The 23322-nt window shown below is 72.5% G+C and carries 21 protein-coding genes and 1 pseudogene; 11 read left to right on the forward strand and 11 right to left on the reverse strand.

What is annotated here, in order from left to right; genetic code table 11:
* Window positions 1-2334, reverse strand: a complete 2334-nt coding sequence (locus CHR28_RS02990; RefSeq protein ID WP_094051849.1) for an FHA domain-containing protein — start codon at window positions 2332-2334, stop codon at window positions 1-3.
* A gap of 59 nt (window positions 2335-2393) precedes the next feature.
* The gene (locus CHR28_RS02995; RefSeq protein ID WP_094051850.1) at window positions 2394-2804 is read right to left on the reverse strand and encodes a hypothetical protein; all 411 of its coding nucleotides are present in this window, start codon (window positions 2802-2804) and stop codon (window positions 2394-2396) included.
* A gap of 382 nt (window positions 2805-3186) precedes the next feature.
* On the opposite strand from CHR28_RS02995, the gene CHR28_RS03000 reads away from it, so the two are divergent.
* Window positions 3187-3474 carry a DUF1905 domain-containing protein gene (locus tag CHR28_RS03000; protein ID WP_094051851.1) on the forward strand — a complete coding sequence of 96 codons (288 nt, stop codon included), beginning with the start codon at window positions 3187-3189 and terminating at the stop codon, window positions 3472-3474.
* A 58-nt stretch (window positions 3475-3532) separates the two neighbouring features.
* Here the strand turns inward: CHR28_RS03000 and mgrA are convergent, their stop codons facing one another.
* A complete protein-coding gene (gene mgrA, locus CHR28_RS03005; protein WP_094051852.1) occupies window positions 3533-4525 on the reverse strand; it encodes an L-glyceraldehyde 3-phosphate reductase in 993 nt (330 codons plus the stop codon).
* 118 nt (window positions 4526-4643) lie between these two features.
* Here mgrA and CHR28_RS03010 point away from each other — a divergent pair, with 118 nt between their 5' ends.
* On the forward strand, window positions 4644-5555 hold the full coding sequence (locus tag CHR28_RS03010) for a LysR family transcriptional regulator (RefSeq protein WP_094051853.1): 912 nt from the start codon (window positions 4644-4646) through the stop codon (window positions 5553-5555).
* A gap of 68 nt (window positions 5556-5623) precedes the next feature.
* On the forward strand, window positions 5624-6139 hold the full coding sequence (locus CHR28_RS03015; RefSeq protein WP_143655779.1) for a mycothiol transferase: 516 nt from the start codon (window positions 5624-5626) through the stop codon (window positions 6137-6139).
* Here the strand turns inward: CHR28_RS03015 and CHR28_RS03020 are convergent.
* Complete coding sequence (locus CHR28_RS03020; RefSeq protein WP_094051855.1) at window positions 6121-7200, reverse strand: adenosine deaminase; 1080 nt, start codon at window positions 7198-7200, stop codon at window positions 6121-6123. The two genes, CHR28_RS03015 and CHR28_RS03020, sit on opposite strands and share 19 nt — an antisense overlap.
* Before the next feature lie 47 nt (window positions 7201-7247).
* Window positions 7248-7640, reverse strand: coding sequence for a VOC family protein (locus tag CHR28_RS03025; RefSeq protein ID WP_094051856.1), 393 nt, complete (start codon window positions 7638-7640; stop codon window positions 7248-7250).
* A gap of 341 nt (window positions 7641-7981) precedes the next feature.
* Here CHR28_RS03025 and CHR28_RS03035 point away from each other — a divergent pair, with 341 nt between their 5' ends.
* From CHR28_RS03035 to CHR28_RS03045, 3 genes are read left to right on the forward strand one after another with little or no spacing between them, the layout of a single operon-like run.
* Entirely contained in the window at window positions 7982-9646 is a 1665-nt protein-coding gene (locus CHR28_RS03035; protein WP_256984099.1) for a PP2C family protein-serine/threonine phosphatase, read from the forward strand.
* A gap of 11 nt (window positions 9647-9657) precedes the next feature.
* On the forward strand, window positions 9658-10731 hold the full coding sequence (locus CHR28_RS03040; RefSeq protein WP_094052126.1) for a cobalamin B12-binding domain-containing protein: 1074 nt from the start codon (window positions 9658-9660) through the stop codon (window positions 10729-10731).
* Complete coding sequence (locus CHR28_RS03045) at window positions 10728-11117, forward strand: STAS domain-containing protein (RefSeq protein ID WP_094051859.1); 390 nt, start codon at window positions 10728-10730, stop codon at window positions 11115-11117. The genes CHR28_RS03040 and CHR28_RS03045 overlap by 4 nt, the downstream gene beginning before the upstream one ends.
* A gap of 21 nt (window positions 11118-11138) precedes the next feature.
* On the opposite strand, the gene CHR28_RS03050 is transcribed toward CHR28_RS03045, so the two are convergent.
* The 3 genes from CHR28_RS03050 to CHR28_RS38130 form a co-directional block, all read right to left on the reverse strand.
* Window positions 11139-12500: a phospholipase gene (locus CHR28_RS03050; RefSeq protein ID WP_094052127.1), complete on the reverse strand. Its 1362-nt coding sequence runs from the start codon at window positions 12498-12500 to the stop codon at window positions 11139-11141.
* Between the two features lie 71 nt (window positions 12501-12571).
* Window positions 12572-13462: a glycoside hydrolase family 19 protein gene (locus CHR28_RS03055; protein WP_094051860.1), complete on the reverse strand. Its 891-nt coding sequence runs from the start codon at window positions 13460-13462 to the stop codon at window positions 12572-12574.
* A 188-nt stretch (window positions 13463-13650) separates the two neighbouring features.
* Entirely contained in the window at window positions 13651-13839 is a 189-nt protein-coding gene (locus CHR28_RS38130; protein ID WP_256984121.1) for a hypothetical protein, read from the reverse strand.
* On the opposite strand from CHR28_RS38130, the pseudogene CHR28_RS03060 reads away from it, so the two are divergent.
* Window positions 13756-14710 (forward strand): annotated as a pseudogene (locus tag CHR28_RS03060) (acyl-CoA dehydrogenase family protein). The gene CHR28_RS38130 and the pseudogene CHR28_RS03060 overlap by 84 nt on opposite strands.
* A gap of 89 nt (window positions 14711-14799) precedes the next feature.
* Here CHR28_RS03060 and CHR28_RS03065 read toward each other — a convergent pair.
* Window positions 14800-14979 (reverse strand): hypothetical protein, encoded by a 180-nt coding sequence (locus CHR28_RS03065; RefSeq protein WP_094051861.1) that lies wholly within the window; start codon window positions 14977-14979, stop codon window positions 14800-14802.
* A 227-nt stretch (window positions 14980-15206) separates the two neighbouring features.
* On the opposite strand from CHR28_RS03065, the gene CHR28_RS03070 reads away from it, so the two are divergent.
* Window positions 15207-15644, forward strand: coding sequence for an SPW repeat protein (locus CHR28_RS03070; protein ID WP_094051862.1), 438 nt, complete (start codon window positions 15207-15209; stop codon window positions 15642-15644).
* Window positions 15645-15751: 107 nt separating this feature from the next.
* Here the strand turns inward: CHR28_RS03070 and CHR28_RS03075 are convergent, their stop codons facing one another.
* Window positions 15752-16531 (reverse strand): GNAT family N-acetyltransferase, encoded by a 780-nt coding sequence (locus tag CHR28_RS03075; RefSeq protein ID WP_094051863.1) that lies wholly within the window; start codon window positions 16529-16531, stop codon window positions 15752-15754.
* Between the two features lie 143 nt (window positions 16532-16674).
* On the opposite strand from CHR28_RS03075, the gene CHR28_RS03080 reads away from it, so the two are divergent.
* The 3 genes from CHR28_RS03080 (at window position 16675) to CHR28_RS03090 (ending at window position 22349) form a co-directional block, all read left to right on the forward strand.
* Window positions 16675-17160: a nucleoside deaminase gene (locus CHR28_RS03080; protein ID WP_094051864.1), complete on the forward strand. Its 486-nt coding sequence runs from the start codon at window positions 16675-16677 to the stop codon at window positions 17158-17160.
* Window positions 17161-17300: 140 nt separating this feature from the next.
* Complete coding sequence (locus CHR28_RS03085; RefSeq protein WP_094051865.1) at window positions 17301-21608, forward strand: aminotransferase class I/II-fold pyridoxal phosphate-dependent enzyme; 4308 nt, start codon at window positions 17301-17303, stop codon at window positions 21606-21608.
* 6 nt (window positions 21609-21614) lie between these two features.
* On the forward strand, window positions 21615-22349 hold the full coding sequence (locus tag CHR28_RS03090; RefSeq protein WP_094051866.1) for a methyltransferase: 735 nt from the start codon (window positions 21615-21617) through the stop codon (window positions 22347-22349).
* A gap of 73 nt (window positions 22350-22422) precedes the next feature.
* Here CHR28_RS03090 and CHR28_RS03095 read toward each other — a convergent pair whose 3' ends face one another.
* Window positions 22423-23103, reverse strand: a complete 681-nt coding sequence (locus CHR28_RS03095; protein WP_094051867.1) for a chaplin — start codon at window positions 23101-23103, stop codon at window positions 22423-22425.
* Between the last annotated feature and the right edge of the window lie 219 nt (window positions 23104-23322).

Here is a 23322-nt window from a genome sequence, read left to right on the forward strand (position 1 = left end):
TCACTGCTTCCGCATCACGGCGGGTTCGTGCCGGCGCAGCAGCCGCGACACCAGGAACCCGAACAGCACCGACAGCACGACCAGCATGCCGACGTCGATCAGCCAGGTGCCCGCCGAGTGCTCGAAGAGCGGATCGTCGGTCAGATCGTCGGGCACGATCCGGGACAGCCCGACGGTGCCGGCCATCGCGGCCAGTGCCCAGCGCGCCGGCACCAGCCAGCCCAGCTGCTCCAGCCCGGGAACGCCGTCCAGCTTCAGCAGGGCCCCGCAGAAGACGACCTGGACGATGGCGATGAGCACGAGCAGCGGCATCGTCACCTCCTCCTTGCGCACCAGCGCGGAGACGAGCAGGCCGAGCATCATCGCGGTGAACGCCAGCAGGGCGACGGCGATGGTGATCTCCAGCAGGGGCGGCATCAGCACGCCTTCGCCGCCCGGCGCGCCGAGGTCGACGCCGAGCAGCGCGACCAGGGTGAGCACCACCGCCTGCAGCACGGTGATGACGCCCAGCACGACGACCTTGGACATCAGGTACGCCGATCTGGACAGGCCCACGGCCCGCTCGCGCTGGTAGATCACCCGTTCCTTGACGAGTTCGCGCACGGCGTTGGCCGCGCCGGTGAGCACCGCGCCCACGCAGAGGATGAGCAGGGCGTTCATCGCCGTGTCGCGGGTGAGTTCGCCCCCGGCGAGGGCCCGGGCCATCACGCCCATCACGAACGGCAGGGCGATCATGATGATCAGGAAGGTGCGGTCGGCGCTCAGCGCGGACGCGTACCGGCGCACCAGCGTGCCCAGCTGCGCGGACCGGCTGCGGGGCCGGGGCGGCGCGGTGATGACGACGGGTTCGGAACGGGGCTGCGGAGGCTGGGCGGTGGCGTCGGCGACGTAGCGGCGGTGGAAGGGCGAGGCGAGGTAGTCCCCCGCCCAATCGCGCTCGGTGTCCCGTTCGAAGGCCTCGAAGGCCTCCGGCCACTGCTCGAAGCCGAAGTACGGCAGGGCGTCCTCGGGCGGCCCGTAGTAGGCGATCCGGCCGCCGGGCGCGAGGACGAGGAGCCGGTCGCACACGTCAAGGCTGAGCACGCTGTGGGTGACGACGATGACGGTGCGGCCGTCGTCGGCGAGGCCGCGCAGCATGTGCATCACCGAGCGGTCCATGCCGGGGTCGAGACCCGAGGTCGGCTCGTCGAGGAACAGCAGTGACGGCTTGGTCAGCAGCTCCAGTGCCACGCTGACGCGCTTGCGCTGACCGCCGGAAAGGCTGTGCACGGGCTGGTCGGCGCGCTGTTCCAGGCCCAGTTCGCGGATCACCTCGTCGACCCGGGCACGCCGTTCGGCCTTGGCCGTGTCCTGCGGGAAGCGCAGCTCGGCGGCGTAGGAGAGCGCCTTTCTGACCGTCAGCTGGGCGTGCAGGATGTCGTCCTGCGGGACCAGGCCGATGCGCTGGCGCAGCTCGGCGTAGTCGCGGTACAGGTCGCGGCCGTCGTAGAGGACGGTGCCGTGGCCGGCGGGGCGCTGGCCTGTGAGGGCGTTGAGGAGTGTGGACTTGCCGGCGCCGCTCGGGCCGACGACGGCGAGCAGGCACTTCTCCCCCACCGGGAACGACACGTGGTCCAGCAGGGTCTTGCGGCCGCGGTCGACGGATACCGCCAGGTCCTGCACGTCCAGGGAGACCTCACCGGTGTCGACGTACTCCTGGAGTTCGTCGCCGACGAGGCAGAACGCCGAGTGGCCGATGCCGACGATGTCGCCCTGGCCGACCGGGGCGGTGGTGACCGGACTGCCGTTGAGGTACGTGCCGTTGTGGCTGCCGAGGTCGGTGATCTCGTACGTGCCGTCGGGCAGGGCGCGCAGTTCGGCGTGCCGGCGGGAGACGACGAGGTCGTCGATGACGAGGTCGTTGTCGCTCGCGCGGCCGATGCGGACGGTGCGCGAGGGCAGCGGCCGGACGGTGGTGGGCGCCCGGTAGGTGCCGGTCAGGGCGGGCATGGAGACGGCGGAGGGGCGTTCCGGGGCCGGTGCGGGGCGGCCGGTGAGGACCACGCGCGGCCCGTCGGCCGGGTTGCCGAAGCGGATGACGCTGCCGGGTCCGACGTCCCGGGCGTGGACGCGGCGGCCGTCGGCGTAGGTGCCGTTGGTGCTGTTCTCGTCCTCGATGGTCCAGTGGCCGTCCTCCGGCCGCAGCACCGCGTGGTGCCAGGAGACCCGGTCGTCGTCGATGACGATGTCGCTCGACGGGTCGCGTCCCACGTGGTAGTCGTGGCCCGGGATCATCACGGTGGAGCCCGTCTCCGTCTCCAGGACGAGCTCTGGTGCTACCGACGGCTGCGCCATGGTCAAGATTCTACCGATATGGCCTGCTATGCGCCTCGGCGAACGGAGGGGGTGGCAGGTCAGGCGACGGGGACGCCCAGGAGGGGGGCGGTGCGCTGCATCCGCAGGGCGTCCACGGACTCGGCGAGCAGTTCGTACTCGGTCGTCTCGTCGCTGGTGGCGATGCGCACCAGCCGTCCGGCCGCCAACTCCTCGGCGACCCGCTCCTGCTGGGCGGGGTCGGCGCACCAGGCGCGCAGCAGCATGGGCACGTCGGGCGCGGTCTCGGCGACCGGCACGAGCACGCCCGACGGTAAGTGTTCGGCGTCGGGCTGCGGGTCCAGGCGCTGGGCGATCCAGGAGGCACGGTCGCGCAGCCACCACAGGGCCAGGGCGAGGGTGGGCGCGCGGTAGGTTCCCAGGGGCACTCCGATACGGCGGCCGCCACAGACGCCGTACGCCGTGACGTGGCACAGAAACTCGTCGTGCACGTGTCCCTCCCCCGCTGCCCTGCCCGCCTGCCGGGTCGCGCTCGTCCCGCAGCTCGCGTGCTGTGCGTGAGGGCGCCGTCGCTGGAAGTGAAAACGCTCTCGCAGGTCAGTATGTTCACTACTGAAACACTGTCACCATGACTTTCCGGCCACTCTCCTGGCATATTCACGGCCCGAGTTGGCCGAAATCCACCCCGCCCGGGGAAGGGGCCTCTGACCAGCGCATCAGCTGCCGGGCGGGGCACGGATCCGGGCCATGCTCGACCGCGTCGACCGCGTCGACCGGGTGCCCGTTGCGGCGTGGGAGCCGTGCCGCGATGAGTTTCCCGCTCCCCGGCGGTCTGTGTGAGTGAGAAGCCGCCGAGGACCGGAGGACACCACCATGGGCACGACCGGAGCACTGGACGCGCAGTTCACCGCCGTCCTGCGCAAGAGCCCCGCCGAGGGCGGCTGGACCTATCTGGTCTGGCCCGAGTCCGTCGACTTCTTCGGCACCCGTGGCCTGGTCAAGGTCCGCGGGACGATCGACGGGCACCCGTTCCGCAGCTCCTTCATGGCCCTGGGCGACGGCACGCACAAGCTGCCCGTGAAGGCCGACCTGCGCAGGGCCATCGGCAAGGAGGAGGGCGACACGGTGACCGTGCGCCTGGAGGAGCAGATCGGCTCCTGACGCCCCGCTGCCCGGGGGCGGCCGCCCCCGGGCAGGTGAGCGCGTGGCGGGCGTGCCGCTACTGCTTGACGATCGCGTCGATGCGGGCCAGCTCGTCCGCGCCGAAGTCGAGGTTGCCGATCGCGCCGACGCTGTCCTCGACCTGCTGCGGGCTGCTCGCGCCCACCAGCGCCGAGGTGACCCGGCCGCCGCGCAGCACCCAGGCCAGCGCCATCTGGGCCAGGGTCTGTCCGCGCTCCTTCGCGATGTCGTTCAGGTCGCGCAGCCGGCCCACCAGCTCCTCGGTGACGGCGTCGGACTGCAGGAACGGGCTGTCGCTCGCGGCCCGGGAGCCCTCCGGGATGCCGTCGAGGTAGCGGGCGGAGAGCAGCCCCTGCTCCAGCGGGGAGAAGACGATGGAGCCGACCTGGAGCTCGTCGAGCGCGTCCAGCAGGCCCTCGTCCTCGGGGCGGCGGTCCAGCATCGAGTAGCGCGGCTGGTGGATCAGCAGCGGCGTGCCCAGCTCGCCCAGGATGCGGGCGGCTTCGCGCGTCTGCTCCGCGGAGTAGTTCGAGACGCCGACGTACAGCGCCTTGCCCTGCTGCACCGCCGAGTGAAGCGCGCCCATGGTCTCCTCCAGCGGAGTCTCCGGGTCGGGGCGGTGCGAGTAGAAGATGTCGACGTAGTCCAGGCCCATCCGGCTCAGGCTCTGGTCCAGCGAGGACAGCAGGTACTTGCGCGAGCCCCACTCGCCGTACGGGCCGGGCCACATCAGGTAGCCCGCCTTGGTGGAGATGACCAGCTCGTCGCGGTAGCGCGCGAAGTCGGTCTTCAGGAACTCACCGAAGGCGGACTCGGCGGCGCCGGGCGGCGGGCCGTAGTTGTTGGCGAGGTCGAAGTGCGTGACGCCGAGGTCGAAGGCGCGGCGCAGGATGGCCCGCTGGGTCTCCACGGGCCGGTCCGGGCCGAAGTTGTGCCACAGGCCGAGCGAGAGCGCGGGGAGCTTGAGGCCGCTGCGTCCGGTGCGCCGGTAGGGCATGTCCGCGTAGCGGTCGGGGTGTGCGGTGTACAACGCGACTCCAGAGGGGTTGGCTCGGTCGGACGGGAAACCGGTGTCCACTCTGGCGTGACCTGCTGCCATGCGTCCAACAGAAGAATCCGATGGGATTCAGCGGCTACGCTTCTCAGTCATGGAACTGCGCCATCTGCAGCACTTCGTCGCGGTCGCCGAGGACCAGCACTTCACCCGTGCGGCCGAACGCCTGCTGGTGTCCCAGTCGGGCCTGTCGGCCTCCATCCGGGCGCTGGAGCGGGAGCTGCAGACGCCGCTGTTCGTGCGCACGACCCGCCGGGTGACGCTCACCCCGGCCGGGCGGGCGCTGCTGGGCGAGGCGGAGCGGATCCTGGCCCAGGTGCGGGCGGCCCACGAAGCCGTGGCGGCGGTGCAGGGCGTGCTGCGCGGGATGCTCACCCTCGGCAGCGAGCAGTGCATCGCCGGGGTGAACCTGGCCGGTCTCCTCGCCGCGTTCCGGCACCGTCATCCGGATGTGGAGATCTGCCTGCGGCAGGCCGGTTCCGGGGCGCTGGCGGAGGACGTCGAGGCCGGGCGGCTCGACCTGGCGTTCGCCGTGCGCACGCAGGAGGACGGCGACCAGCTGCGGTCGGTGCCGCTGACCAGCGAGCCGATGACGCTGCTGTGCCACCGCAGCCACCCGCTCGCCGCCGCCGGCGCGGCCGTCACGCCGGATGAGCTGGGCGGGGAGGTGTTCGTCGACTTCCACCCGGACTGGGGGCCGCGGCGCACCACCGACACGGTGTTCGCCGCCGCGGGCGTGCGCCGGACGGTGGCGCTGGAGGTGAACGACGTGCACACCCTGCTCGACCTGGTCGACGAGAACCTGGGCGTGGCCGTCGTGCCGCGGCACTTCGCGTACAAGCGCGCCTCCCTGACCGCGCTGCCGGTCAAGGGCACCGGGGAGGCGGTCTACGAGACGGTGGCCCTGCTGCCGCCCCGGCCGGCGACCAGTCCGGCGGCCCGGGCCCTGATGGCGCTGCTGGAGACCACGGGCGACCAGGACCGGGCGCGAGGCACGGGCGGCTAGGGCCTGGCGCGGGGGCACGCGCGAGGGAACCGGGCGCACGGGACGCGGGGATGCGCGATGGTGGAGGCATGCATGCGAAGGACATCCTCATCGACGGCTACAACCGCATCCGGGAAGAAGTCCACGCCACCGTCGAGGGCCTCGGGCCGGACGAACTGACCGCCCGCCCCTCCCCCGACACCAACTCCATCGCCTGGCTGGTCTGGCACCTCACCCGTGTCCAGGACGACCACGTGGCCGACGCCTTCGGCCTGGACCAGGTGTGGCTCTCCCAGGACTGGGAGAAGCGCTTCGGCCTGGGCCTGCCCCGCCGCGACACGGGCTACGGCCACAGCCCCGCCAAGGTCGCCAAGGTCAGGGTCGAATCGGCCGATCTGCTGACCGGCTACTACGACGCCGTGCACGAGCAGAGCCTGGACGCCCTGAAGGGCCTCGCCGCCAAGGACCTGGAACGGGTCGTCGACGAGCGCTGGGAGCCGCCGGTCACCCTCGGCGTGCGGCTGGTCAGCGTCCTGTCCGACGATCTGCAGCACATCGGACAGGCCGCCTACCTCAAGGGCCTGCTTCAGAGCGCGGCCGCGTAACCCGGCAGGACCACGTCACGGATGAGCGCGTTCCGCTCGTCGAACGGCAGGAACGCGCTCTTCAGGGCGTTCACCGTGACCGTGCGCAGATCCTCGACGCTCCAGCCCGCCTGCTCCACCAGGAGCGTCATCTCGCGGGTCATCGTCGTGCCCGACACCAGCCGGTTGTCGGTGTTGACCGTGACGCGGAAGCTGAGGTCCTTCAGCGCGGTGATGGGGTGCTCGGCGATCGAGGCCGCGGCGCCGGTCTGCAGGTTGGACGTCGGGCACATCTCCAGCGCGATGCGCCGGTCGCGCACCCAGCCGGCGAGCCGGCCGAGCTTGCCCGCCGCGAGGTCGGGGATGTCGTCGGTGATGCGCACACCGTGCCCGATGCGCTGGGCGCCGCACACCTGCAGCGCCTGGTGGATGCTGGGCAGGCCGTGGGCCTCACCGGCGTGGATGGTGAAGGGCACGCTCTCGCGCCGCAGGTGCTCGAAGGCCGCGAGGTGGTCGGCGGGCGGGAAGCCGTCCTCGGCCCCGGCGATGTCGAAGCCGACGACACCGGCGTCCCGGAACGCCACCGCCAGGTCGGCCGCCTCGCGCACCCGGTCGAACATCCGCATGCCGCACAGCAGGGTGCCGACGCGCACCGGCGTGCCCGCGGCGGCCGCCTTGGCCATGCCCGAGGCGAGGCCTTCCTGGACCGTCTCCACGACCTCGGCCATGGTCAGCCCGCCCCGGGTGTTCAGCTCGGGGGCGTAGCGCACCTCGCCGTAGACGACACCGTCCGCGGCGAGGTCCAGGACGTACTCCTCGGCGGTGCGCAGCAGACCCTCCCGGTTCTGCATGACGGCGAGGGTGTGCTCGAAGGTGGCGATGTACCGGACCAGGTCACCGGAGTTGGCGGCCTCGTAGTACCAGGCGGCGAGCTCGCCGGGGTCGGTGGTTGGCAGGGTGTGGCCGACCGCGTCCGCGAGCTCCACCACGGTGGCGGGGCGCAGGCCGCCGTCGAGGTGGTCGTGCAGGACGGCCTTCGGGAGGCGGCGGATCACATCGGCATCTACGCGCGTAGCAGTCATGGCGGGTCTTTCCTTGGGCAGCGGTTCTCAGGGGGCGCGAGCGGGGGTCAGCCGGCGGGCTGGAGCAGGTCCCAGCGGTTGCCGTACAGGTCCTGGAAGACGGCGACGGTTCCGTACGGCTCGCGCCGCGGCTCCTCCAGGAACGTCACACCGGCGGCGGTCATCCTGGCGTGATCGCGGGCGAAGTCGTCGGTGTGCAGGAAGAACCCGACCCGGCCACCGGTCTGGTCCCCGACCCGGGCGGACTGCGCCGCGCCGTCGGCGCGGGCGAGCACCAGCCCGGTCCCCGCACCCGGGGCGCCCGGCTCGACCACGACCCAGCGGGATCCGCCGGGCCGGGGCGCGTCCTCGGCCAGCCGGAAACCGAGGGCCTCGGTGTAGAAGCGGATCGCCTCGTCGTAGTCGTCGACGACGAGGGTGACCAGGGCGATACGTCGCATCGGGACCTCTCGGAGCGCGGGGTTAGCCGGAGAGGTTATACGTAAAACCCGGCGAACGCCAACCACTGTTCCGGACCTGGTCCGAGCACCCCGGCCCGCACCGGGACGAGGGCCTCGCCCTCCACCGCGGCGGGCCCGGCCGCCGGGACGGATGTTCGAAACCGACCGGCGGCCCCGTGACCCGTCCCGAACACGCCGTCGAGGGAATGTGACGAGATCCTGGGCATATACCGGGCACTCCTGGGTGGGTTGCGTCATCGGCGTGGATGCGGGACGGTTGCGGTCTGCACAGATCTCCCCTAAAGGAAGGTGGTGGGGTACGCAGATGCGTGCCTCCGCTTGTGACCGCTTCCCGCAGTTCCTCCACCCGCGCCCGCAGCGCCGACGACACGGTCGGCAGCTCGTGGGCTGACGCCCCCTGCCCCGTACTGGTCGTCGACCGGTACGGCACCCTGGTGCAGCTGAACGACGCGGCCCGCCTCCTGCTGCCCGAGGCGGTGAGCGGAAACCGGCTGCACGAGACGGCGCCCTCCTGGCTGTCGGACGCGCACCGGAAGATCGCGGGCGGGCCCGGGGAGGCCCCCGCCACTCCACTGAGCGGGTCCATCAACGAGCGGATCGTCCTGGCGCACCCCACCGCTGCCGCCGGAGGGGACGTGGTGTGGTGGCTGGTCGACGACACCGACCGCCACGTGGCCGAGGAGGCCGTGCGCAGCGCGCAGACGCGGTCGCAGATCCTGACCGAGGCCTCCTCCACACTGCTGTCGACGCTGAACGTGCCCCGCTGCATGGAGGTCGCCGCGTCCATGGCAGCTCAGCATCTCGCGGAAGCCGCGGTGCTGGTCGCTCCGGCCCAGGGCCGCCGCCACCCGCTCACCTACGCCCCCCGCGGCGGCCCCGTCGTCCAGGTCAGCCGGCAGATCGACACGCACAGCGTGCCCGGTCTGCCCGAGGCCCTGCAGGGCTTCCCGCCGGTGCCGGCGCGCTGGATCGACCCGTCGGTCCTTCCCGACTGGGCGATTCCCGAAGGCTTCACCGGGCCGGTCGGGTCCGTGATCGTCACCCCGCTGCCCGGGCACGGCGTGCCCGCGGGCGCCCTCATCCTGCTGCGTTCCAGCACCGAGCAGGCGTTCACCGAGGGCGAGGAGGTCTTCGCCCGGCTGTTCGCCGCCCGGGCCGGAGCGGCGCTCTCGGCGGCCCGGCTGTACACCGAGCAGGCGACCATCACCGCCACCCTGATGAACGAGCTGCTGCCGCCGCCCCTGCAGCGGGTGCACGGCGTGCAGTACGCCGGCAGCTACCGGGCCGCCAAGGACCACGAGCGGGTCGGCGGCGACTTCTACGACGTCCACCCCGGCTCCGACCCCTCCCGGGAGACCCTGGTCGTCCTGGGCGACGTGGCGGGCAAGGGGCTGGACGCGGCCGTGCTGACCGGCAAGATCCGCAACACGCTGCACGCCCTGCTGCCGCTGGCCGACGACCACCAGCGGGTGCTCGACCTGCTCAACGGAGCGCTGCTGAACTCCCGGCACACCCGCTTCGCCACCCTGGTGCTCGCCTCGGTGCGCCGCCGCGCGGGCCGGGCGCAGCTGCGGCTGACCAGCGCCGGCCATCTGCCGCCGCTGATCGTCCGGGCCGACGGCCGGGTGGAGGAGGTGCCCTCGCGCGGCACCCTCATCGGCGCCCTGCCGATCGTGACCGCGCACACCGTGGAGACGGCCCTGGACCAGGGGGACACCTGCCTGCTGTACACCGACGGCATCACCGAGGCCCGGGGCGGCCCGCTCGGTGACGAGCTGTTCGGTGAGCAGCGGCTGAGGAGGGTGCTGGCCGAGTGCGGAGGGCTGCCCGCCGAGGCCGTGGTGGAACGGGTGCAGATGGTGGCCGCCCAGTGGCTCGGCACGGGCCGGCACGACGACATGGCCGTCGTCGCCATCAGCGCCCCCAGGACGGGCGGGCTGTCGGTCGTCGACGGGCGCCGGGGCACCGGCCGGAAGGACGGGTGAACGACCCCGCGATGTCAGTGGCACTGCAGAACCGGCTGTGGCGGGCCGTGGCCGACGGCGACGAGTACGCCGCCGTGGACGTCCTGTCGAAGGCCCTGTCCGAGGGGCTCGACGAAGAGGCGCTGCTCCTGGACGTGATCGCGCCCGTACAGGAGCGGGTCGGCGCCGAGTGGGCCGCCGACCGCCTCACCGTGGCCCAGGAACACGCCGCGACCGCCATCAACGAACGCGCCGTCGCCGCCCTCGCCCACCGCGCCCCGGACGGCGCGAGGCGTTCCGCCGTGCGGGGCCGGGTGACGGTCGCCTGCATCGACGGCGAGTGGCACGCCTTCCCGGCCCGGCTCGTCGCCGAGACCCTGCGGCTGCGCGGCTGGCAGGTCGACTACCTCGGGGCCCAGACGCCCACCCAGCACCTGATCGCGCATCTGCACCGCACCAATCCGGACGCGGTGCTGCTGTCCAGCTCGATCCCCACCCATCTGCCCACCGCCCACAGCGCCATCACCGCGTGCCAGGCCATCGGCACCCCCGTCATGGCAGGCGGCCGTGCCTTCGGCCCCGACGGGCGCTACGCCCGTGCCCTGGGCGCCGACCGCTGGGCCGGCGACGCCCGGCAGGCGGCCGCCGCGCTGGAGGAGGGCTTCGCCCGGCCCACACCGGCGGCGCTCCGGCAGGCCGTGGACGACCTGCCGCACCTGGCCGACCAGGAGTACACGATGGTCGTCCAGAGCCGTGTCCAGCTGGTCAGACAGGCCCTGGCCGACCTGGAGGACCGCTTCCCGGCGATGCGGTCCTACACGAGCGAGCAGCTCGAACGCACGGCGGAGGACCTCGCCCACATCGTGGAGTTCCTCGCGACCGCGCTCTACGTCGACGACACCGAGCTGTTCACCTCGTTCCTGATCTGGACCGCCGACATCCTCGAAGCCCGGCACGTGCCCGCCCGGTCCCTGCTCGCCGGCCTGGACATCCTCGCCGGGCAGATACGCGACTTCCCCCGTGCCCTCGCCCTGATCCGCGAGGGCACCGCCGCCCTCGGCGGCCGCCCCGCCCGTCCTGTCCCCGGCTCCGAGACTCCCGCATGACGAACCTGCCACCGACCCCGTTCACCGTCACCACCGACCGCGAACCGCCCACGCTGACCGTGCGGGTGGCCGGCGAGCTCGACTACGACACGTGCGGCGAGCTCGTCGACGCCGTCGTCCGTGAGCTGTACGACGCCGCGGAACTGCGCGACGTGCGCCTGGACTTCCACGAGCTGGCCTGGATCGACTCCTCCGGCCTGTCGGCGCTGCTGATGGTCCACCGGCACACCAGCGCCGCAGACACGATTCTGCACCTGGACCACCGGCCCGGGTTCCTGGACCGCATGCTGCGGCTGACCAATGTCCTGGAGCATCTGACCGCCACCGCGGACCACGACGAGGCGGACGAGCGGAACGGCGACGTCACCGAGGCCGGCGCCACCTGAGCGCAGCCTCTCCTCGCGCTTTTACGGATACGTGTAGGAGTTGAGGGTGGCGACGGCGGAGGCCGGGTCGCCGCGGTCGTAGTGGTCCACGGCGAGGAAGGTGGGCTTCTTGCGGGCCGCCGGCTCGCAGAACCGCCGGGCCCGGTCGGCGAGTTTGCCGTTGTCCGTGCCGGCCGTGGTGGTGAGCGGGACGTCCCGGAAGTGGTTCATGACGAACAGCGGGCGGAAGCCGGGTTCGGTCCGGGTCAGCGGGATGTTCGTGCCGGCGTCGTACCAGCGGCTGTAGCAGGACCAGTCGGAGGACCCGATGCCCGAGCCCATGGACCAGTGGTTCTCGACGGTCCACTCGCGCTGGTACATGACGCCGAAGTTGTCCCGGGTCAGGCCCGCGGCCTGGTCGGAGGAGCGGCTGTGGTCGGTGAAGATCAGCAACCGGTCGTTCGCGGCGGTCAGTTCGGCCATCGTCGGCCAGCCGTTCTGCCGGACCCCGGTGAGGTCGGGCCGGTACAGCACGTCCGCCAGGCCGTCGACGCGGGCGAGTTCGGCGCGCAGGACTTGGGGGTCGACGTAGTCCTCCAGGAAGACCGTGACGAACTGGTCGGGGTGGGCCTCCAGGAAGTCGACCATGCGCTGGAGGTCGACCCACAGCGCGACCGGCCTGCTGACGAGGGTGCAGCTGTTGTGGCAGAGGATCGCGCCGTCCGGGGTCTGGTGGATGTCCAGCATGAATCCGCGCACCCCGTCGGCGAGTTGGCGTGTGATGCCGCGGGTCTGGTTGGGCGCGAGGTTGACGAAGGGCGGGGCGAAACCGCCGTCGGCACCGTTGGCGTACGCGTTGTGGGTGGTGAGGAAGGTGACCTGGTCCAGGGTGCGGCGGTCCTGCGGGGGCATCGGAGCGGTGGCGGGGTTGACCGGGGTGAGGTACCAGGCGGCGAGGTCGCCGGCGCCGCCGACGGCCAGCCGCGCCGGGTAGTTGGCACCGGACGGCTTGGGAGCCACGGTGAGGTGGCGCGTGGTGCCGGGGGCCTTCAGCGTGTAGCGGTCGGCTCCGAGCGGGGTGATCTCCCAGGGAGCGTCGGCTCCGGTGCAGGCGACGGTCGCGGCCTGCTCGCCGCCGCGGCCGAGACAGCTGCCCGGGGCGTCGGTGTTCTCCAGCAGGTACGCGGATCCGCTCGGCTTGAGCTGCCACTGCTGGCGGTCCTCGTTGCCGCGGGGTCTGTGCTGCTCGACGGCACCGCCGCTGTCGGCCGCGTTGAGCCCGGTCGTGACGCTCTGGACGTAGTAGGCGCCCGGGGCCGGTACGGCGGCGGCAGCGGGCTGGGGTGCCACGACCGCCGCGGCGAGCGCGGCGGTCGTGGCGAGCAGGGCGTGGGGGGTGCGCAGGCGCATGGGAGTGCCCTCCGTCAGGTCAGGTGCATGACATCAGGCATGACACCACGCCCGGTGGTCCGGAGTCAGCAGTACAGGTTGCCGCCGGGTGACACCCCGAGGATCTGGGTGAACCGCTGGTAGTTGTTCACGCGGCTCTGCACCTGCGCCGGGTTCTTCCCGTCGCACTCCAGGGAGCCGTTGATGCTGCGGATGGTCTGGCCGAATCCGGCGCTGTTCACCATGGCGTTGTGCGGGGTCATGGTGCCGGGACCGCTCTGGGTGTTCCAGTACCACAGGGCCGTCTTCCAGGCGACGGCCGAGTCGTTCTGCACCAGCCAGGGGTTGTTGAGCAGGTCGATGCCGAGCGCGTCGCCCGCGGCCTTGTAGTTGAAGTTCCAGCTCAGCTGGATCGGCCCGCGTCCGTAGTAGGCGGCCTGACCGGCCGGACAGCCGTAGGGCTGGCTCCAGTCGCAGTAGTGCGGGTAGTTGGCGGTGTTCTGCTCCACCACGTGCACCAGACCGCCGGTCTCGTGGCTGACGTTGGCGAGGAAGGCGGCGGCCTCCTGCTTCTTCACCGTGTCGCTGCCGGTGTTGGCGAAGCCGGGGTAGGCGCTCAGGGCCGCGGTGAGACCGCTGTAGGTGTAGAACGAATTCCGGTTCGGGAACATCTGGTTGAACTGCGCCTCGGACACGACGAAGCGCGCGTCGGGCGTGCCCGGCCCGCTGTCGCAGGCGTACGGCTCCCAGTACCAGGTGCTGATGATCGGGTCGTAGCCCGGGTTGGCGTGTTCGGCGATGTACGCCTTGCCGTCGGTGTAGCGGACGATGTCACCGGCGTTGTACGACTTGCCTGCCACCCAGTTGGGGTAGCTGGAGCACGAGGCGGCGACGGCGTTCGAGGCCGGCAGGAGCACCGGTGCGGTGCCCGCGAGGGCGAGTGCGGCCAGGACGGCGGAGACACGGCGTCTCGACACGGGATCAACTCCTTTGTGCGTCACGGCCGCTCCCGGCCGGGGGCAGGGCGGAGCAGAGCCTGCGCCGCACGCACCGGCGAACCGGTCACGGCATGGGCGCGGCCGTGGTGGGGGGTTGTGGAGGCACACTCAACCGCGTTGGTCTGTACCAGTCAAGGGTGTAGACCAGTCATCGTCATGACGAGCGCTCAGGCCTGCGCGTCCAGCTGTGCGAACGACACGCCCCCCGGGTCGATGCCCCGCGTTCGGCGGCCGTCAGAATTCGTCTCATGACCACCACAGCCCACCCCCTGGTGACCGCCGCACGGCGACTGGCCCGTGATCTCCTCGTTCCGCAGGCCGAGCGCGTCGACCAGGAGGAAGTGCCGGCGAGCCATGTCGAGGCGGTCAGGCGGGCGGGGCTGCTCGGGGTGGGCGCGCCCCGGGAGTACGGCGGGGCTGACGCGCCCGTCGCCGTGGCCCGGGAGACCGCGGAGATCCTGGCCGGCGCGTGCTGTTCCACCTGGTTCGTGCAGACCCAGCACCACACACCGGTGAAGCTGATCGCCACCTACGACTCGCCCGTGCGGGAGAAACTGCTGCGGCCGCTGGCGACGGGCGAGCTGATGGCCGGCATCGCGTTCGCCCATGTCCGCGCCTTCCCCCGGGTGCCCGTGCGGGCGGTGGCCGAGCGGGGCGGCTGGCGAGGTGGTGTTCGCCGTCGCCGGCGCCCGCGAGCAGCCCGGGCTGACCCCGTCGGCGCCGATGCGGCTGGCCGCTCTCGGCGCCGCCCGCACGGTCTCCCTGGAGCTGGACGGTCTGTGGGTGCCGGAGGAGTCCGTGGTGCTGCGCATGCCGCAGGAGGAGTTCGCCCGGGTGGACCTGCCGCGGGCCGCGAACGCGAGTCCCGCCGTGTTCGGGGTGGCGGGCGCGGCGCTGGAGCTGGTGGCGCGCTCCCCGGAGGGCGAGGAGACGGCCCGGGTGCTGCGGGAGCGGCTGGACGCGGTCCGGCGGGACTCCTACGAGCTGGCCGACCACCCGGTCCCGCACGCGTGCGTCCCGGAGCGGCTGGCCGTGAAGACACGGGCGTACGACGTCCTGCGGGCGGCCACGACCGCGGCGATCGTCGCCGGGGGCGGTCGCGCCATGGCCCTGGACAGCCGGGCCCAGCGGCTGGCGCGGGAGGGGATGTTCCTGCTGGTGCAGGGCCAGACGGCCGAGGCGCGCCGCACACACCTCGCGCACCTCGGCTCACCGGCGTCCGGCTAGCGCGGCCCGGGCCGGGCGACGGCTCGTCCGTCCGGAACCGGCCCGGCCGCGGAACCCGGGCGCGCCGCGCAGGCCGTGCCCGCGGCGGTTCAGCCCTCGTCGTCCGCCGGAACCACCACGAGGAAGGCGTCGGACTCCAGGTCCATCACGACGGTGGCGGGCTCGCCCTGGGCGCGGCGGCGCGCCGCGTACTCCTCGGCGGGCCACGATCCGCGCGGCGACCCCGCCGGGAACCGCTCCAACACCTTCGCACTGATGGCCGCAGTCACGTCCGCTGCCCTCCCCTGTCCTGCGCCGCCCTCCGGGGCGGCGACGTTCGGTCGCTGTCGTACACATCCGGTTGCCCCCGATCCGCCCGGACATGTACCAGGCGGTACGCCGCGCCCTCACCGGGCTCTACACATAAAGGAAAAATAAGAGCAGAATGACGCTAACCGCGGCGGATACCGCACATCACCCCGGACGCGGTCCCCCGCCCGACGTAAGGAGACGAGTCATGGCCAACGTCTCGCCCACCAGGGGTGACATCACCAGCCATCCGGATGCCTCCGAAATGCGGGCCCGGTACGCCCGGATGCTCGGCGGCCGGGATGTGGCGCTCGTCGACGGACCGGTCTTCCTGCTCGGTCTGTACTGCGCCGCCTCCCCGTGGATCGTCCACTACACGACGAGCCAGCCCTCGCTCGTGACCCACAACCTGATCATGGGCATCGCGATCGGCATGCTGGCGCTCGGGTTCACGCGTGCTCCGGAGCGGATGTACGGCCTGAGCTGGGCCATGTGCGCCCTCGGGGTGTGGCTGATCGTGTCGCCGTGGATCGTCGGCGACAGCCCGGACGCCGGTGTCGTGTGGAACAACATCATCATCGGCGCGCTGGCCGTGATCCTGGGTCTGGTGTGCGCCGGCACGGCGGCGAAGGCCTCCAGGCCGTAGTCCCGCCGGAAGCGAAGGCCGGTCCGCGTCCGCGGACCGGCCCTTTCGTGCCGGCCCTTTCGTGCCCGCGCCGCGGTGGTCCCGGCGTGGTGGTCACGGCGTGGTGGTCACGGTGTGTACACGTACGGCGTCGTGGAGGTCAGCGGCGTGAAGCCCAGGCGTTCCAGGACGGGGCGGCTGAGGTCGGAGGCGTCGACCCGGAGGAGGTCGTGGCCGCGGGCCGCGGCGGCGCGGGCACGGTGGGCCACGAGCGCGCGGTAGATGCCGCGGCCCCGCCACTCCTCGACGATGCCGCCGCCCCACAGGCCGGCGAAACGCGTCCCGGGCACGAGCTCCAGGCGGGCGGCGCCGACCGGCTCGTCACCGGCCATCGCCACGACGGCGACGACGGAATCCGGTGCGGCGGCCAGCCTGGCGAGCAGTTCGGAGCGCAGCCAGGAGCTGTCCGCGCCGAACGCCTTCTCGTGGACCGCGGCTACGAGCTCCACGCCGTGCGCGTCGGTGACCGGCACGAAGCGGACGCCCCGTGGCGGTTCGGCGTCCAGGCTCAGTCCGGCGATCCGGCCGATCATCAGCGTCTCCCGCGGCTCGGGCGTGAAGCCGGCCGCGCGCAGCCGCTGCCCGAGGTCCGCCGGACGGTCGTGTCCGTACAGCTTCCACTCGAACGTCAGGCCGAGCCGGGTGTAGTGGGCGATCTGCTCGGCGATCGCCGGATCGGCGGTGTCCTCGTCGAGGGCGGACCACATCACGCAGTTGTAGCCCGGCGCGGCGGCGGTCTGCCGGACCACGGCGCCGACCCGTTCGACACGGGCGGATCCGGGGCCGTCCGGCCGCGCTCCCTCGCGCAGGTCGCGGTCGAACAGGGCGAGCAGCGCGGCATGATCCATGCGGGCATCCCAGCACCGGCCCGGGGGCAGGGCAACGGGTTTTCGGCGGCGTCCGGGGCGGTACCCGGCCACGCCGTTCCTTTCGCCGCGTGGGCCGGCGCTCTAGGGTCCTGGTGATCACCTCGCCGGCCAAGGAGCCCGCCATGGTCGTCCAGGACAGGGAACTGCCGTATCTGCGCCGCTGCGTGGAGCTCGCGGCCGAGGCGCTCGACGCCGGGGACGAGCCCTTCGGCTCGGTCCTGGTGGGCGGGGACGGCACGGTCCTCGCCGAGGACCACAACCGGGTGGCCTCCGGGGACCGCACCCGCCACCCCGAGTTCGAGCTGGCACGCTGGTCCGCCGCCCACCTCACGCCCGGGGAGCGGGCGGCCGCCACGGTCTACACCTCCGGTGAACACTGCCCGATGTGCGCGGCCGCCCACGCCTGGGTCGGCCTGGGCCGTATCGTCTACGTCGCCTCGTCGGAACAACTCGCCTCGTGGCTGCGGGAGTTGGGCGTGCCTGCCCCACCGGTCCGGACACTGCCCGTACGCGATATCGCACCCGGCGTCGTCGTGGACGGCCCCGTGCCCGAACTCACGGAGCGGGTGCGGGAGCTGCACGTGCGCTTCCACCGCGGGCGCGGCTGAGGACGAAAGACCGCGCCGCCCGTTCCGGGGGGGGGGCGGCCTCGGGCCGGGGCCCGAGATGCAGGGCGCCGCACGCGAACCTATGATCGAATGCAACCAGACCAGGTGTACACCCCGGTCTCCCCGACGGGGGGAGGCGCATGTCCTCGCAGGCCAGTCGGCTGCTCACGTTCGCCTATATCGTCCTGGTCGCGGGCGTCTCGATCGTCTACATGACCGTCCCGGTGGTGGCGCCCGTGATGTGGGCCGTCATGGGCCTGGCGGGAGTCATCGCCATCCTGATCGGCACACACGTCCACCGGCCCGCCCATCGGTGGCCCTGGTGGGTGCTGGCCGCCGGGCTGCTCACGTTCATCGCGGGCGACACGTACTACTTCGTGATGGAGGAGTACCTCGGGGTCCCCAACCCGTTCCCGTCCCCGGCCGACGCCTGCTACCTCGCCATGTACCCGCTGTTCGCGATCGGCCTGTCGGGGCTCGTGCGGCACCGGTGGGCCGACCGCGACCTGCCCAGCCTGCTCGACGCGCTGATCGTCACCGCCGGTCTGGCGCTGCCCGTGTGGGTGTACCTGGTGCAGCCGCTGACGGTGGTGCAGGGCCTGACCTGGCAGCAGCGCGCCATCAGCATCGCCTACCCCCTCGGCGACATCCTCGTGCTGGCCCTGCTGGCGCGGCTGCTCACCCCCAGCCCGGTCGACGGCTCCAACCGTGCCGTACGCCTGCTGGTCATCGGCACGGTGACCCTGCTCGCCACCGACATCGCCTACGGGTTGTTGCAGCTGAACGACGTGTGGCAGACCGGCAGCCTGCTGGACCTCGGCTGGGTCGCCTTCTACACCGCCTGGGGCCTGGCCGCCCTGCATCCCTCCATGGTGGAACTGACCGCTTCGGTGCCCCAGCGGGAATCCCTGCTGCCGCCGCCGCGCCGGCTGGTCGTGCTGGCCGTGGTCACGCTGATCGCTCCGGGGGTCCTGCTCTGGGAAGGGCTGAGCGACAACACCCGGGACGCCGCCGTGATCGCCGGCTTCTCGGGGGTGCTGTTCCTGCTGGTGATCCTGCGGCTCGCCGGCATGGTCGTGGCCCACCGGCGCGCGGTGACCCGCGAACTCGCCCTGCGCAAGGCGGCCGCGTCGCTGGTCTCCGCCTTCCGCCTGGAGGAGATCGACCAGTCGTGCCGTGCGGCGGTCGCCCGGCTGATGGGCCCCGACGTGCCGCACCGGACCATGCTGCTGCCGACGGAGCGAGCCGGTGAGCTCGGCGCCCGCGGCACCCGCCTGGTGAGCCCGGCCACCCTCGCACCGGAGATCACCGCCCGGCTGGACGCTCTGCCGTCCGTGCTGGTCTGCCCCATGACCCAGCCCGACCGGCCGGCCGGAACGGTCCTGGGTGTCCTGCTGGTCGCCGCGCCGGAGAGCCGGCTCCGCGAGACCTCCGGCTCGCTGGAGATCCTGGCCTCGCACGCGGGTCTGGCCATGGAGCGGGTCACCCTGCGCCAGGAGGTCATCCGGCGGGAGAACGAGGCGTACTTCCGCACGCTCGTCCGCAACGCCTCCGACGTCATCCTGATCCTGGAGGACGACGACACCATCCGGTACGCCAGCCCCTCGGCGCGCTCGGTGTTCGGCACCGACGACCTCGTCGGTGTGCCCCTGCCCGAGCTGGTGGACCCCGGGGACCGCGGGCGGGCCGCGCGCGAGCTGGCCACCGTCCGGAAGCAGGGCCCACGGGCCGGGCACGACCACTGGTGGGTGCGGCGCCGGGACGGACGCGTCGAGGTGGAGGTGCGCTGCAGCGACTTCCGGGACGAGCGGACGGTGTCCGGACTGGTGGTGACCCTGCGGGACGTGACCGAGCAGCGGCGCCTGGAGCAGGAGCTGACGCAGCGGGCCTTCCACGACTCGCTGACCGGCCTGCCCAACCGGACCCTGGTGCTGGAGCGGATCGAGCGGGCCCTGCTGCGCGGCCGCCGCGAGTCGTCGCTGACCTGCCTGCTCTTCATCGACCTGGACGACTTCAAACTGGTCAACGACACGATGGGGCACCGCGCGGGCGACCAGCTGCTGATCTCGGTCGCCAACCGGCTGTCCCGGGCGCTGCGCCGCAGCGACACCGCGGCCCGGCTGGGCGGCGACGAGTTCGCCGTGCTGATGGAGGACGCCAAGCAGCCGCTCGACGCGGAACTCCTGGCCGCGCAGGTGATCCAGACGCTCGGCCGGCCGTTCGACCTGGCCGACGAGTCGGTCACGGTGTCCGCGAGCGTCGGGGTCGCCACCGCCCGCGACAGCACGGACGCTGAGGAACTCCTGGGCCACGCCGACCTCGCGCTGTACGCGGCGAAGGCGGCCGGCAAACGGCAGTGGCGCCGGTTCCGGCCGCTGCTGCGCAGCCGCATGGTCGAACGGCACGACCTGCAGTCCCAGCTGGCCCGGGCGGTCGCCGACAAGGCGTTCGCGCTGCGCTACCAGCCGGTCGTGGACATCACCGCGGGCGAGGTCGTCGGGTTCGAAGCGCTGGTGCGGTGGCCGAACGGGCAGCGGCCGCAGGTCCCGCCGGACCAGTTCATCAGCCTGGCCGAGGAGACCGGGCACATCGCGCCGCTGGGTTCGTGGGTGCTGGAGAACGCGGTCAACGACATCGTGGACCTGCAGCGGCTGCCGGGCCCCGTCCGGCCGCCCTACGTCAGCGTCAACGTCTCCGCCCGCCAGTTCCGCGACGCCGGGTTCGTCGAGCAGGTCGGCCAGGCGCTCAGCACCCCGGGGCTGGAACCGGGATCGCTGCAGCTGGAGCTGACCGAGACGGTGCTGCTGCACCGCGACGACCGGCTCCAGACGGTGCTGCACACGCTGAAGGAACTCGGGGTGCACATCGCGGTCGACGACTTCGGCACCGGCTTCTCGTCGCTGCGGTATCTGCGGGACTTCCCCATCGACGTGCTGAAGATCGACAAGTCGTTCATCGACGACATCGCGCGCGACGCCCAGCAGGTCGCCCTCGTCGAGGGCATCGTGCGGATCGCCGACACCCTGGGCCTGCAGGTCATCGCGGAAGGCATCGAGGACGCCGCGCAGCGGGACCTGCTGGCCGGGATGGGGTGCCGGTTCGGGCAGGGGTTCCTGTTCGCCCGCCCCATGACGGTGGAGCAGACCGCGCATGTGCTGCGCGAGCCCACCGCCCGCCCCTTCGCCCAGCACCGCACACCGCGGCCCCGGGTGGACACCGCCGCCCGCGGACGCCGCGAGGCGCGCTGGGCGGACCTGGAGCATCTGCGGCGTACCAGCCCGATGAGCGACGCGGTGCTCGACGAGGTGCGCGGCCGGCACATCCGCAGCGGCGATCACTGGCTGATCGACTTCGCCTCCTGCAACTACCTCGGGTTCGACTGGGACCCGGAGGTCATGGAGTCGGTCGAGCCGGCGGTGCGCCGGTGGGGCACCCACCCGAGCTGGTCGCGGCTGCTGGGCAGTCCGCGGCTGTATCCCGACATCGAGGAGCGGCTCGCCTCGCTGCTGGGCGCGCCGGACACGCTGCTGCTGCCGACGCTGACGCTGGTGCACTCCTCGGTGATCCCGGCGCTGGCCGAGGACGGGCACGTGTTCGTGGAGGCGACCGCGCACCGCACGGTCTACGACGGCTGTGTGGTGGCCCGTGCGCAGGGCGCCACCCTGCACCGCTTCCACGCCGACCGCCTCGACGAACTGCGGGCCCTGCTGGCCGCCGTGCCGAAGGGCACGCCCCGCCTGGTGTGCCTGGACGGCGTCAACAGCATGAGCGGCAACGTCCCGGACCTGCCGGCGCTGGCGGCGGTCACCCGCGCCGAGGGGGCGACGCTGTACGTCGACGACGCGCACGGCTTCGGCGTGATCGGGGAGCGCGGGCCGGGCGAGACCTGCCCGTACGGCATGCGCGGCAACTGCGTGGTGCGGCACACCGGGGAGTCGTACGACGGCATCGTCCTCGTCGGCGGGTTCTCCAAGGCGTACTCGTCCCTGCTGGCGTTCCTCGCGCTGCCGCCGGAGCTGAAGAACCGGCTGAAGACCGCGGCCGCTCCCTATCTGTACTCGGGGCCGTCCCCCACGGCGTCCCTGGCCACGGCGCTGGCGGGGCTGGACGTCAACGAGCGCCGGGGGGACGTCATCCGGGCCGACCTGTACCGCAAGACGGTGCGGGTACTCGATCACCTGGACGACATGGGGGTGTACACGCTCAACGCGGACCGGCTGCCCATCGTGGAGGTGCCGCTGGCGAACCCCGCGGACCTGGACGCGGTGGCGGCGTTCCTGTGGGAGGAGGGCATCTACGTGACGCTGGCCGCCTACCCGCTGGTCCCGCGCGACCGGGTGGGCTTCCGCGTCCAGCTCACGGCGCTCAACTCCGACGAGGACATCGAGCGGCTGAACGGGACGCTGACCCGCCTGTCCGAACGCTTCCCGCTGCGGATGAAGGGCTAGCCGGCCATGACGACGCACAACGACGACGTGGACTGGGACCGCTGGCCGGTCGCGGACTACCTCGCGGAGAACTACCGCGAGGTGCACGCCTCGGACGCGGCCGTCATCGCGCACCACGCCGCGTTCTACCGCGCGCTGCCGGCCGGCGGGATCGCGCGCGCGGTGGAGTTCGGGGCGGGGCCCAACCTCTATCCGCTGATGCTGGCGTCCGCCGCGTGCCGCCGGATCGACGCCGTGGAGGCGGGCGCGAGCAATGTGGCCTACCTCCAGGACCAGATCTGCCACCGGACCGACGCGAGCTGGCTGCCGTTCCACGCGTTGTGCCGGCGGCTCGACCCCCGGGTGCCGGCGACGCTGGCCGGGGCGCTGGCCCCGGTGAACATCGTCCACGCCGACGTCCGGGCCCTGCCGGCGGGCCGGTACGAGCTGGGCTCCATGCACTTCGTCGCGGAGAGCGTGACGGAGGACTTCGCCGAGTTCGCCGACTTCTGCCGTGCCTTCGTCCGCGCGGTCGCCCCCGGCGGCCCGCTGGTGGCCGCGTTCATGGAGAACATGCCGACCTACCGCATCGGCCCGGCCTCGCGCTGGCCCGGCTGCCCGGTCGACCCGGCGACGATCACCGAGGTGTTCACGCCCCTGACGCGCGACCTGGACATCACCCACGTCGACGCGGACCCGACGCTGCCGGACTACGGCGACTCGGGGATGGTGCTGCTGACGGGGGTGGCGGACGCGGCCTGAGCCGCCCGGCGCCGACCGCCCGTGGCCTCCGTCCCGGCCGGGGCACACGGCCGGCGGCCGGATCATGCGTGGGTCAGCTGTCCGTGTCCCCGTTCCCGGCTGGCCGGAAGCGCCGGCGCAGCACCACTCCCCCGAGCACCAGCGCGGCGCCCGCGGCGACGGTCTGCAGCGTGTGGTCCGTGCCCGTGTGGGCCAGGGCGCCCCGGGCCTGCTGGGGAGTGGTGTGCCGGACCTGCTCCGGAGCGGGGCGGGGGCGCTCCGGGGCGGACGGCTCCGGGGCGGGCGGCTTCGCCGGGTCGTGCGGCCGGACCGGGCGGTCGCCGGGCGTGTTGGAGGACTGGTTGCCGGTCGACGGGTTGCCGATGCCGACCACGTCCACCGTGTTGCCGGTGACGTTGACGGGGAGCTCGACCGGCAGCTGGACGCCGTTGCCGGAGACCACGCCCGGCGAATCCTTTCCCCGGCTTTCGGCGGCCGCGCCGCCGGAGCGCCCCGGCCGCTCGGCCGCCCGGCCGTCCTTGTTCGCGCAGGCGTTGCCCGCGGCGGGGTTCAGCAGCCCCACCACGTTCACGGTGTTGCCGCACACGTTCACCGGGACGTGCACCGGCAGCTGGACGGTGTTGCCGGAGACCACCCCGGGCGAGCCGGCCGCTGAGCCGTCCGCCCCGGAACCGGCGTACGCGGGGACGGTCATGGCCATCGCGCCGGAGGCGGCGGCGACGGCGATCACACCGTTTCGGGTGACCCGCTTCATAGGTTCCCTGCCTTCCAGACATCGTCGCGGGCACTCACCCGCACGAGATGAAACGCGGCCCGCCCGGTCCGAGTTATGGCTAATCGGCCTTTCACTCCATCGAGCGGCCCGGTTGTCGAACTAGCGGTAAAAACCTTCGTATGCGCGACGAAAGGCGCGGGTGAAACCGTGCAGGGCAGGCCAGGTCCGCCCGCCCCGCCCGCCCGGAGGCGCGCCCGT

Source organism: Streptomyces sp. XY006 (genome assembly GCF_002237655.1).
GTDB classification, from domain to species: Bacteria; Actinomycetota; Actinomycetes; order Streptomycetales; family Streptomycetaceae; genus Streptomyces; species Streptomyces levis.

What these genes read in the sequence shown, in the direction of transcription:
- CHR28_RS03010 (WP_094051853.1), top strand. Translation starts at nt 4,644, where the DNA reads ATGGAACTGCGCCATCTGCAGCACTTCGTCGCGGTCGCCGAGGACCAG.
- CHR28_RS03085 (WP_094051865.1), top strand. Translation starts at nt 17,301, where the DNA reads ATGTCCTCGCAGGCCAGTCGGCTGCTCACGTTCGCCTATATCGTCCTG.
- CHR28_RS03080 (WP_094051864.1), top strand. Translation starts at nt 16,675, where the DNA reads ATGGTCGTCCAGGACAGGGAACTGCCGTATCTGCGCCGCTGCGTGGAG.
- CHR28_RS03045 (WP_094051859.1), top strand. Translation starts at nt 10,728, where the DNA reads ATGACGAACCTGCCACCGACCCCGTTCACCGTCACCACCGACCGCGAA.
- CHR28_RS03070 (WP_094051862.1), top strand. Translation starts at nt 15,207, where the DNA reads ATGGCCAACGTCTCGCCCACCAGGGGTGACATCACCAGCCATCCGGAT.
- CHR28_RS03000 (WP_094051851.1), top strand. Translation starts at nt 3,187, where the DNA reads ATGGGCACGACCGGAGCACTGGACGCGCAGTTCACCGCCGTCCTGCGC.
- CHR28_RS03020 (WP_094051855.1), bottom strand. Translation starts at nt 7,200, where the DNA reads ATGACTGCTACGCGCGTAGATGCCGATGTGATCCGCCGCCTCCCGAAG.
- CHR28_RS03075 (WP_094051863.1), bottom strand. Translation starts at nt 16,531, where the DNA reads ATGGATCATGCCGCGCTGCTCGCCCTGTTCGACCGCGACCTGCGCGAG.
- CHR28_RS03025 (WP_094051856.1), bottom strand. Translation starts at nt 7,640, where the DNA reads ATGCGACGTATCGCCCTGGTCACCCTCGTCGTCGACGACTACGACGAG.
- CHR28_RS03015 (WP_143655779.1), top strand. Translation starts at nt 5,624, where the DNA reads ATGCATGCGAAGGACATCCTCATCGACGGCTACAACCGCATCCGGGAA.
- CHR28_RS03090 (WP_094051866.1), top strand. Translation starts at nt 21,615, where the DNA reads ATGACGACGCACAACGACGACGTGGACTGGGACCGCTGGCCGGTCGCG.
- CHR28_RS02990 (WP_094051849.1), bottom strand. Translation starts at nt 2,334, where the DNA reads ATGGCGCAGCCGTCGGTAGCACCAGAGCTCGTCCTGGAGACGGAGACG.
- CHR28_RS38130 (WP_256984121.1), bottom strand. Translation starts at nt 13,839, where the DNA reads ATGGCTCGCCGGCACTTCCTCCTGGTCGACGCGCTCGGCCTGCGGAAC.
- CHR28_RS03095 (WP_094051867.1), bottom strand. Translation starts at nt 23,103, where the DNA reads ATGAAGCGGGTCACCCGAAACGGTGTGATCGCCGTCGCCGCCGCCTCC.
- CHR28_RS03040 (WP_094052126.1), top strand. Translation starts at nt 9,658, where the DNA reads ATGTCAGTGGCACTGCAGAACCGGCTGTGGCGGGCCGTGGCCGACGGC.